Below are 9,466 nucleotides of genomic sequence, written 5' to 3'. Positions count from 1 at the left end.
CCCAATGGACGTCCTGGTCAAACGGACCACCTGGGAGGCCGAGGGCGTCCTGGCCGTGGAGCTGGTCCATCCGGACGCGGCCGAACTGCCCGGCTGGACCCCGGGGGCCCATCTCGACATCTACCTGGACGACCGGGTGCGGCAGTACTCGCTCTGCGGTGACCCCGCCGATCGCGGCCGCTACCGGATCGCGGTGCTGCGGGCGGCGCAGAGCCGGGGCGGGTCGGCGTACGTGCACGAGCGGCTGCGACCGGGGCAGACCGTCCGGATCGAGGGGCCGCGCAACCACTTCACCCTGGAACCCTCGCCCCGGTACGTCTTCGTCGCGGGCGGGATCGGCATCACCCCGATCCTGCCGATGATCCACCAGGTCGCCGCCGAGGGGCGCGACTGGCGGCTCGGGTACGGCGGCCGGGCCGTGCGCTCGATGGCCTTCCGGGACGAGTTGGCCGGTTACCGCGACCGGGTGGAGATCGTGCCGCAGGACGAGCGTGGGCTGCTCGACCTCGACGACCTCCTCGGCACGCCGTCGCCGGAGACGCTGGTCTACTGCTGCGGGCCGGAGTCGCTGCTCGAGGCGGTCGAGGCGCGCTGCGCCGGCTGGCCGCCCGGCTGCCTGCGGCTGGAACGGTTCGCGGCCAAGCCACAGGACTTCGGTCCGGGCGTGCCGTTCGAGGTGGTCTGCCAGCGCTCCGACGTCACGGTGCAGGTCGAACCGGAGACGTCGATCGTGGACGCGCTGGAGACGGTGGACATCTGGGTGCCAAGCGCCTGCCGGGAGGGGATCTGCGGCACCTGCGAGACCCGGGTGATCGACGGGGTGCCGGACCACCGCGACTCGCTGCTCTCCGACGACGAGCGGGCGGCCGGGAAGGTCATGCTGCCGTGCGTCTCCCGTGCGCTGACGCCGCGGCTGGTACTGGATGTCTGAGGCGGAGGCGACGGTGGACAGGACCAGGGTGGCGGTCGTCGGGTCGGGCAACATCGGCACCGACCTCATGATCAAGATTTTGCGGGTCTCCCCGACCCTGGAGGTCGCGGCGATGGTCGGCATCGATCCCGGCTCGGACGGCCTCGCCCGGGCCCGCCGGCTCGGCGTGCCGACCACGTCGGACGGGGTGCGCGGCCTCGTCGCGATGCCCGGCTTCGACGAGGTCGAGATCGTGCTCGACGCCACCTCGGCGGCGGCGCACAAGGCGAACGACGCGGTGCTGCGGCCGTACGGCAAGCGCCTGGTCGACCTTACGCCGGCCGCCCTCGGTCCGTACGTCGTGCCGTCGGTGAACCTCGACGCCCACCTCGACGCGCCCAACGTCAACATGGTGACCTGCGGCGGGCAGGCGACCATCCCGATCGTCGCCGCGGTCCGCGCGGTGACGCCGGTCCACTACGGCGAGATCGTGGCGTCGATCGCGTCCCGTTCGGCCGGTCCGGGCACCCGGGCGAACATCGACGAGTTCACCGAGACCACCAGGCTCGCGATCGAGCAGGTCGGCGGCGCCGCCCGGGGCAAGGCGATCATCGTGCTCAACCCGGCCGAGCCGCCCATGATCATGCGGGACACCGTGCTCTGCCTCGTCGACGAGCCGGACCGGCAGGCGATCGCCGACTCCGTGCACGGCGCGGTCGAGGCGGTGCGGGCGTACGTGCCGGGGTACCGGCTCAAACAGGAGGTCCAGTTCAGCCGGGTCGAGCCGGACGAGCCCCTGCACACCCTGGCGGGCGTGCCGGACAGCCGTGCACTGTGGCGGGTCTCGGTCTTCCTGGAGGTGGAGGGGGCCGCCCACTACCTGCCCGCGTACGCCGGCAATCTCGACATCATGACGTCGGCGGCGCTGCGGGTCGCGGAACGCCTGGCCGCGACCGGGAAGGTGGTGCCCTGATGACCGGGGTCTACGTGCAGGACGTGACGTTGCGGGACGGCATGCACGCCATCCGCCACCGGTACACCCTGGACGACGTCGTCCGGATCGCGGCGGCGCTCGACGAGGCCGGCGTGGACGCGATCGAGGTCTCGCACGGCGACGGGCTGGGCGGCGGGAGTCTCACCTACGGCCCGGGCAGCCACACCGACTGGGAGTGGATCGCCGCGGCCCGGGACACGGTACGGCGCGCCCGCCTCACCACGCTGCTGCTGCCCGGCATCGGTACCGTGCAGGACCTGCGTCGCGCCCACGACCTCGGGGTCACCTCGGTGCGGATCGCGACGCACTGCACCGAGGCCGACATCGCGGCGCAGCACATCGCCACGGCCCGCGAACTCGGCATGGACGTCGCCGGCTTCCTGATGATGTCGCACATGTCCGACGCCCGGGAACTGGCGGCGCAGGCGAAGCTGATGGAGTCGTACGGCGCGCACTGTGTCTACGTGACCGACTCCGGCGGCCGGCTGACCATGGACGGTGTGCGGGAACGGGTGCGGGCGTACCGGGACGTGCTCGACGACGGCACCGAGCTCGGCATCCACGCCCACCACAACCTGGCGCTCGGCGTGGCCAACTCCGTCGTCGCCGTCGAGGAGGGGGTACGCCGGGTCGACGCCTCGCTGGCCGGGCAGGGCGCCGGCGCCGGGAACTGCCCGATCGAGGCGTTCGTGGCGGTGGCGACGTTGCAGGGCTGGACGCACGGCTGCGACCTCTACGCGCTGATGGACGCGGCGGACGACCTCGTCCGGCCGTTGCAGGACCGGCCCGTGCGGGTCGACCGGGAGACGCTGACGCTCGGGTACGCCGGGGTCTACTCCAGTTTCCTGCGGCACGCCGAGACGGCTTCCCGGCAGCACGGCGTCGACGTGCGCGAGATCCTCGTCGAGGCCGGCCGCCGGCGTCTCGTCGGCGGCCAGGAGGACATGATCGCCGACATCGCCCTCGACATGCGCACGGCGGACCGAGCGGGGAGCCCGCCCGCCGCCTGAGCCGCCGCCGAGCACCTCCGGGTGTACGCGCGGAAAGCCGTGCCCGCGCGTCCGCCGGGGCCGGGTGTGACCAGCGCCGGGTGGGTACCCCGGGTCCTGAGCAGGCCGGCGAACTCGTCCCGGCTGGTCACCGCCGCCGCCCGGTCCGGTGCACGGGCCGCGCGGGCGGTATCTGCTCGGCTGCCCGGGTGCTGTCCAGCAAGACCGAGATCCGCCGCCCGGCGAGGACGCCCCGGTAGAGCCCGGGTCGGGTGTCGGGGGTCACCGGCACCTGGCTGGCGGCCACGCCCAGCGCGTCGAGCAGCCCGCGGACCGCGTCGTACGGGCTCGCCGCCGCGCCACCCAGGTCGGAGCCGCGGAGGCTCAGCTGCGACCGCCCGCCGGTGAACGGCTCGGCCGGCCGAGCCGCCGCCCACTGCACCTCCAGGGTGGTCCGGCCGATTCCCGACGTACCGGTTAGGACGGTGATCACCACTTTCGCCGGGCGGTCCCAGTCGAGGGTGTCCAGCAACGAGTCGAGCGTGCCGAACTGTTCGCCCCGGCCAGCGGGGGCGACCAGGTTCGCCGGTGGCTGTCGTGGCCTCGGCAGGGCGGTCCGCACCGGCGTGTCCGGCGGTGGTGGGTCGAGGTCGGGGTCGGCGGCGAGGATCCGCTGGTGCAACTCCTGTAACGCCTGGCCCGGCAGCACGCCCAACTCGCGGGTGAGGACCTGGTACGCCTCCCGGTACGCCGCCAGCGCCGCCGCCCGCCGGTCGCACCGGTACAGGGCGAGCATCAGCTGGCCCCACAGCCCCTCCCACGTCGGATAGGCCCGCACCAGTGGGTCGAGTTCGGTCGCCACCTGCTCGTGACAGCGCTCGGCCAGGGCGGCGTCGGCCCACCGCCGGACGACCTGCAACCGGCGCTGGTCCAGCCGATCAGCCTCCATCCCCAGGTAGGGTCCGCCGACCAGCCCCGCGAGCGCGGGCCCGCGCCACAGGTCGAGCGCGGCCCGCAGCCGCCGCACCGCGGTCGGGGTGTCGGCCCGGGCCAGCGCCTGGTCCCCCTCGGCGGCGAGCGCCTCGAACGTGTCCAGGTCCAGCTCACCGGGGCGGACCTCCAGGCGGTACCCCCGCTGGTCGGTCGAGACCCGGGACCCGTCCTCACCGGCACCGACGAGGAGGGTGCGCAGGCCGACGACGTAGGTACGCAGGTTGGACTCCGCGGCGCGGGGTGGTGCCGCCCAGAGCGCCTCGGTGAGCTGGCCGAGGGCAACCGCCCGGTTGGCGTGCAGGAGCAGAGCCACCACCAGGGCAGGGCGCTTCGCACCGCCGAGCCGGAGCACCTGGCCGTTGCTGACTACCTCCACCGGACCGAGCAGCCGAAATTCCACGTCAACCCCCCGGATGTCACGACGCGCAGCGGATGTGGGGCCCGGAGCCTACCCGCAGGGGTCTCGATCCCAGTGATCGATTTCGTGCTAGTGGCGCCCTGTATCGCCTGTGCGAGGGCTGTGCGGAGCCTGGGCGGAGCACAGGCACACTGTGGAGCCGACGCCCGTATCCGGGTGCCCGGGACAGCCGACCCCGAACCGTCGGCGAAGGACAGCCCATGCTTCTGCGTCGTACCGCCGGACTGCTGGTCGCGGGTGGTCTCGCCGCGGCCGCGTTCCTGGCTCCGACAACCCCGGCGGTCGCGGCCGTCAGCTCCGGTGCGATCTTCAACAATCCCACCGTGGCCAGCCAGCAGTACGCCATCGTCGAGCACCTCCAGGGGTTGATCCAGGGCGCCGCCGTCGGTTCCACGATCCGGGTGGCGATCTACCACTTTTCGCTGACCCGGGTGTCCGACGACCTGATCGCGGCGCACGACCGCGGGGTCAACGTCCGGGTCGTGGTCGACAGCCAGTCCCGCGACTACCCCGCGGTGACCAACCTGATCGGCGCGCTGGGCACCAGCCGGGCCAACCCGTCCTGGGTGACCGTCTGCACCACCGGGCGGGCCTGCATCGGCAACCTCAACACGCCCATCATGCACAACAAGTTCTTCCTCTTCTCCGACACCTCCGGCTCGACGAACGTGCTGGTGCAGAGTTCGGCCAACCTGACCAGCGGCAACGCCGAGCGCTACTGGAACAACGCGGTGACGCTGGTCGGCAACACCGCCGTCTACAACTCCTACGTCAACTACCACAGCGACCTGGCCGCGAAGGTGAAGAACAACGACTACTACCGGACCACGTCCAGCGGGAACGCCAAGTCGTACTTCTTCCCGCGTGCCGGGTCGAGCGCCAGCACCGACACGATCTACAACATGCTCAACGAGAACGTCACCTGCCAGGGCAACACGTCGGTCGGCACCGAGACCGGGCGCACCATCATCCGGGTCGGGATGTGGCACTTCAGCCGCAACTCGATCGCGAACGAGCTGCGGGACCTCGCCAACCAGAAGTGCTGGGTGGAGGTCGTCTACACCGATGCTGACGTCGACGTGCCGAACATCCTCTCCGGACACAGCCGGATCAGGCTCTACCGGATCAGCGGGGACTACATCGTCCACTCGAAGTACATGCTGATCGAGGGGACGTACGCCGGGAAGCGGGACACCAAGTGGGTGGTGACCGGCAGCCACAACTACTCCAACGCCGCCCTGCGGGAGAACGACGAGGCTCTGCTGCGGATCCAGTCGGCGACGATCCACGACCAGTACCGGTCGAACTTCTGGGACCTACGAGCCGCAGGCAAGCTGGTCAGCTGACGCCCCCGAATACCAGCGGCGGTTCGTCGAGGCCCCCGGTGGGGCCCGCTCCCGAGCGGGTCCCGCCGGAGGGCCTGGTTCAGTTGCCGACGCCGGTTCAGTTGCCGACGCCGAGGGCTTCCATGAACGCGGGCGGGTACCGGTCGCCGCGCGCGGCACCCGGCGGCACCGCCCGCTCGGCCCCGGCGAGTTCACCCGCGCCGAGGCGGAGTTCCGCCGCGGGCAACGCCTCGGCCAGCCGCTCGCGGGTACGGGCGCCGACCAGCGGCACGATGTCCCGACCCTGTGCGGCCACCCAGGCGATGGCGAGCTGGGCGACGGTGTGGCCCGACGCCTCGGCGACCCGCCGGAGCGCGGCCACCAGGGCGAGGTTGTGCTCCACGTTCCCGCTGGAGAACCGTGGGCTGAAACCGCGCAGGTCGCCGGGGCCGGCGACCTGGCCGGCGCGCCAGTGCCCGGAGAGGAGACCCCGGCCGAGGACGCCGTACGCGGTCAGGCCGATGCCCAACTCCCGCAGCGTCGGCAGGATGTCCGCCTCCACCGCGCGGGACAGCAACGAGTACTCGATCTGCAGGTCGGCGATCGGGTGCACGGCGTGTGCCCGGCGGATCGTCGCGGCGTCGACCTCGGAGAGCCCGACGTGCCGCACGTACCCGGCGTCGATCATCTCCTTGATCGCACCGACCGTCTCCTCGATCGGCACCGCCGGGTCCAGCCGGGCCGGACGGTAGACGTCGATGTAATCGACGCCGAGCCGGGTCAGCGAGTAGGCCAGAAAGTTCCGCACCGCCTCGGGCCGGTTGTCCTGCCCACCGAAGACGTGACCCGGCCCGCGCAGTGCACCGAACTTGACGCTGAGCAGGTAGCTGTCCCGATCCCGGCCGCGCAGCGCCTCGGCGAGCAGCAACTCGTTGTGGCCCATCGCGTAGAAGTCGCCGGTGTCGATCAGTGTGACGCCCGCCTCCAGCGCGGCGTGCACCGTGGCGATGCTCTCCGCGCGGTCGGCCGGACCGTACGCGCCGCCCGACATGCCCATCGCGCCCAGGCCGATGGCGGAGACGGTCGGCCCGGTGCGGCCCAGGGTTCGTGTCTGCATAGCGTTTTCCTCCGTCGTCGATGTCGTCACCCACCCTGCGCCGGTGCCGGGACGCGTGGAAGCGGAGCGTTCATCATGGGAGAGCTGCTCCCTGGACCTGCCCGCCGGCCGCGCGGGAGCATTGGCAGATGCAGCGTGAGCAGCTCGCCGACTTCCTGCGCCGCCGCCGCGAGGCGATCCGCCCGGCCGATGTCGGCATTGCCGAGGGTCCCCGCCGCCGTGCCGCCGGCCTGCGTCGGGAGGAGGTGGCCATGCTCGCCTGCATGTCGACGGACTATGTCGTACGTCTGGAGCAGGGCCGCAGCAGTCAGCCCTCGGCCCAACTGCTCGGCGCGCTGGCCCGGGCGTTGCGCCTCTCCGACGACGAGCGCGACCACCTCTTCCACCTGGCCGGCCACCGGCCCCCGCCGGCCGACGGGGTGGCCCGGCTGGCCCGCGCCGGCCTGCTGCGCATGCTCGACCTGCTCGGCGACACGCCGGCGCTGGTCCTGTCCGACCTGGGGGAGGTCTTCGCCCAGAACCGGGCGGCCCTGCTGCTGACCGGCGACCACACCAGCTTCTCCGGTGACCGCCGCTACGTCGTGTACCGCTGGTTCACCGACCCTGCCACCCGCGCCGTCCACCCGCCGGAGGAACACGAGCACCAGGCCCGTCGGCTCGTGGCCGACCTGCGCGCCGCCGCCGGCCGGCGATCCGGCGATCCGGTGGTCACCGGACTCGTCGAGCGGCTGCAGACCGCGAGCGCCGACTTCCGCCGGCTCTGGGCCGAGCACGAGGTGGCGGTCCGGCGTACCGACCGCAAGACCATCCTGCACCCGAGGGTGGGCCGGCTGCTGCTGGACTGCGAGACCCTGGTCACCCCCGACCAGCGTCAGCAGTTGCTGGTCTTCACCCCGGTCGACGCCGAGAGCCGTGAGCGGCTGAACCTGCTGCGGGTGCTCGGCACCGAGGAGTTTCCGGAGGGGCCCACGCGCGTGCCGCGACGGTGACCGGGCCGACCGGGTCGGCGACCCGCTACCCGGTCCGGCCGACGAGCCGGGCAGCTCATCGATGGTGCGGGTGGCGGTCGCCACCGCCGACCTGGTGTGGGTTCTCGGCGAAGGTGATCCGGGCCAGCGCGCTGACCAGCAGCGGATCAGATTCGGTGAGAAGCGCTACGGTGTCTTCTTCTCACCGAAACTGATCTCTCTGCTGGCCGCCGGTTGGTCTGTGGGTGGACAGGCGGTCGGCAACGCCTGCCAGTGCTGCGAGGTATGACGCCATAACCGCATCGACGGGTAGCCTGAAACGTAGCGTCCACGAGGGCTTCGAGAGCGGGGGTGACGATGGACTTCCCCACGCTGCTGAGATCCGCCTTTGGCCTGTTGATACCCGCTGCACTGCTACTGGCGGCGTTATGGGCGTTTGGTGTGATCCGGCGCAGGCTTACCGCGAGGCGGAACCGACAGACCGGAGGCGGTGGACTCGACTGAGCCCACCGCCCCTGGATCCGTCAACGCTGGGCGTCGATTAGCCCCTGACGTGCGACAACAGCTGCGTCAGTGGTGATGAGTAGCCCGACACCCGACCAGATTACGAGCGGTACGTAGCCCAAGGCTTCGGCGAGCTTGTTGATCCAGGCGACGCAATCCTCGATCGATTGCGTCGAGACGCCTAGATCAGTGGCGATCGTCTGGGTGGCAACCGGGCTGCCGGCCCGCTCGGCGAGATAGCGCACGAGGCCCTGGCCGTTGCTGTCGATCTTGCGGAGCAAGGCGCGAGCGTCGAACGCGACGTCGTGCCCGTTCGTGATCCACTCACGGGTCGGGTCGTTGGCGGGGTTCTCGTCGATCATCACCACTCCAGGGCTAACCATGCCTCCATGGCGGTGGCCGCTGCCGGCGGTCAGGCGGTGCAGGTGTCGGTCGCGCGACCGATGTAGGCATCATCCGAGTTGTAGTAGGCGGTCACCCACAACATGAAGGTACCGCTGAGCAGACTTGCATGGTCCCCGGTCGGAGTGCTCCATGATCCGCTCGACGACGCGTAGGGCCAGTTCTCGGTGGTCTTCCACCACTGGCCGTTGATGAACAGGTCGCGGTAGATGTGCAACTGCCTGTTGGGTTGGGCGTCCACGCCCCACCCCTTGTCCTGAACGTACCTCGTCGGAAGGATGTGGCAGGCGATGTCGGCGTAGACGATGGGGGCGAGTGCCTGTGGCTGGCTTGCCTTGGCCATGGCGAGTCTCGCAAGGGCTCCGCGCTCGTCCGTCCGGAAGAGATCGGGCGACAGCGAGGAAGCTGCCGACACTTCGCTGGGCCGAGCTGCGGCTGGTGAGGCTGCGGCGGCCAGGAGGGTGGCGACGATAAGTAAGATCGCGCTTCCCTGGTGTCCAACGCGTCGGATCACTCTCTGCACTTGTGTGCCTCCTTACCGTGGCATCAGTTCGGCCCGATGCTTCCAATGGGGAACCGGTAGACGGAACCCAAAAGTCGCATCCACGACCGTGGATATACGAAGAGTTTCCAAATTTTGCCCAACTCGCCTGGGTGGACGGAATCACGCACCCATGGCGGGAGGGCGCGACGGCGCCGTCAGCCAGCAAGATGAACATGGGTCTGTCAAGTTAACGGCTGATCTTGGTTGTTGAGGTGGTCAGTCGTTGGCCGGGGTGAGCCGGCCATCGAAGGCGAGCTGGAAGGCGTTCAACGGTGCCTTCCAGCGCATGGTCCACCGCCGGC

Annotated in this window: 10 protein-coding genes; 6 read left to right on the top strand and 4 right to left on the bottom strand. The window is 70.8% G+C overall.

What is annotated here, in order from left to right:
- Positions 1–4: 4 nt before the first annotated feature.
- From ABNF97_RS32475 to dmpG, 3 genes are all read left to right on the top strand, one after another.
- The gene (locus ABNF97_RS32475) at positions 5–931 is read left to right on the top strand and encodes a PDR/VanB family oxidoreductase (RefSeq protein WP_349340865.1); all 927 of its coding nucleotides are present in this window, start codon (positions 5–7) and stop codon (positions 929–931) included.
- Positions 932–998: 67 nt separating this feature from the next.
- A complete protein-coding gene (locus ABNF97_RS32470) occupies positions 999–1,883 on the top strand; it encodes an acetaldehyde dehydrogenase (acetylating) (protein WP_486484955.1) in 885 nt (294 codons plus the stop codon).
- Positions 1,883–2,914 (top strand): 4-hydroxy-2-oxovalerate aldolase, encoded by a 1,032-nt coding sequence (gene dmpG, locus ABNF97_RS32465; protein ID WP_349340863.1) that lies wholly within the window; start codon positions 1,883–1,885, stop codon positions 2,912–2,914. The genes ABNF97_RS32470 and dmpG overlap by 1 nt, the downstream gene beginning before the upstream one ends.
- Positions 2,915–3,041: 127 nt before the next feature.
- Here the strand turns inward: dmpG and ABNF97_RS32460 are convergent, their stop codons facing one another.
- Positions 3,042–4,286, bottom strand: a complete 1,245-nt coding sequence (locus ABNF97_RS32460) for an AfsR/SARP family transcriptional regulator (protein WP_349340862.1) — start codon at positions 4,284–4,286, stop codon at positions 3,042–3,044.
- Between the two features lie 218 nt (positions 4,287–4,504).
- Between ABNF97_RS32460 and ABNF97_RS32455 the strand changes: the two genes are divergently transcribed.
- The gene (locus tag ABNF97_RS32455) at positions 4,505–5,650 is read left to right on the top strand and encodes a phospholipase D-like domain-containing protein (protein WP_165436781.1); all 1,146 of its coding nucleotides are present in this window, start codon (positions 4,505–4,507) and stop codon (positions 5,648–5,650) included.
- 97 nt (positions 5,651–5,747) lie between these two features.
- Here ABNF97_RS32455 and ABNF97_RS32450 read toward each other — a convergent pair whose 3' ends face one another.
- Positions 5,748–6,746, bottom strand: coding sequence for an aldo/keto reductase (locus ABNF97_RS32450; protein WP_349340861.1), 999 nt, complete (start codon positions 6,744–6,746; stop codon positions 5,748–5,750).
- A 128-nt stretch (positions 6,747–6,874) separates the two neighbouring features.
- On the opposite strand from ABNF97_RS32450, the gene ABNF97_RS32445 reads away from it, so the two are divergent.
- Positions 6,875–7,735: an MmyB family transcriptional regulator gene (locus ABNF97_RS32445; protein ID WP_130463601.1), complete on the top strand. Its 861-nt coding sequence runs from the start codon at positions 6,875–6,877 to the stop codon at positions 7,733–7,735.
- 61 nt (positions 7,736–7,796) lie between these two features.
- Positions 7,797–8,003, top strand: a complete 207-nt coding sequence (locus ABNF97_RS32440) for a hypothetical protein (RefSeq protein WP_130463600.1) — start codon at positions 7,797–7,799, stop codon at positions 8,001–8,003.
- A gap of 235 nt (positions 8,004–8,238) precedes the next feature.
- Here ABNF97_RS32440 and ABNF97_RS32435 read toward each other — a convergent pair whose 3' ends face one another.
- The gene (locus ABNF97_RS32435; RefSeq protein ID WP_349340860.1) at positions 8,239–8,580 is read right to left on the bottom strand and encodes a hypothetical protein; all 342 of its coding nucleotides are present in this window, start codon (positions 8,578–8,580) and stop codon (positions 8,239–8,241) included.
- A gap of 50 nt (positions 8,581–8,630) precedes the next feature.
- Entirely contained in the window at positions 8,631–8,963 is a 333-nt protein-coding gene (locus ABNF97_RS32430; RefSeq protein WP_130463598.1) for a hypothetical protein, read from the bottom strand.
- Positions 8,964–9,466: the final 503 nt, after the last annotated feature.

Source organism: Plantactinospora sp. B6F1, from assembly GCF_040120695.1.
Classification (GTDB): domain Bacteria; phylum Actinomycetota; class Actinomycetes; order Mycobacteriales; family Micromonosporaceae; genus Plantactinospora.
The sequence above is the reverse complement of the archived record's forward strand: the minus strand, read 5'-3'. Positions and strand labels throughout refer to the sequence as shown.

Bases quoted from the DNA above. Each gene is read 5' to 3' on its own strand.
- ABNF97_RS32475 (WP_349340865.1), top strand. From the start codon at position 5: ATGGACGTCCTGGTCAAACGGACCACCTGGGAGGCCGAGGGCGTCCTG.
- ABNF97_RS32470 (WP_486484955.1), top strand. From the start codon at position 999: ATGATCAAGATTTTGCGGGTCTCCCCGACCCTGGAGGTCGCGGCGATG.
- dmpG (WP_349340863.1), top strand. From the start codon at position 1,883: ATGACCGGGGTCTACGTGCAGGACGTGACGTTGCGGGACGGCATGCAC.
- ABNF97_RS32455 (WP_165436781.1), top strand. From the start codon at position 4,505: ATGCTTCTGCGTCGTACCGCCGGACTGCTGGTCGCGGGTGGTCTCGCC.
- ABNF97_RS32450 (WP_349340861.1), bottom strand. From the start codon at position 6,746: ATGCAGACACGAACCCTGGGCCGCACCGGGCCGACCGTCTCCGCCATC.
- ABNF97_RS32445 (WP_130463601.1), top strand. From the start codon at position 6,875: ATGCAGCGTGAGCAGCTCGCCGACTTCCTGCGCCGCCGCCGCGAGGCG.
- ABNF97_RS32440 (WP_130463600.1), top strand. From the start codon at position 7,797: ATGGTGCGGGTGGCGGTCGCCACCGCCGACCTGGTGTGGGTTCTCGGC.
- ABNF97_RS32435 (WP_349340860.1), bottom strand. From the start codon at position 8,580: ATGATCGACGAGAACCCCGCCAACGACCCGACCCGTGAGTGGATCACG.
- ABNF97_RS32430 (WP_130463598.1), bottom strand. From the start codon at position 8,963: ATGGCCAAGGCAAGCCAGCCACAGGCACTCGCCCCCATCGTCTACGCC.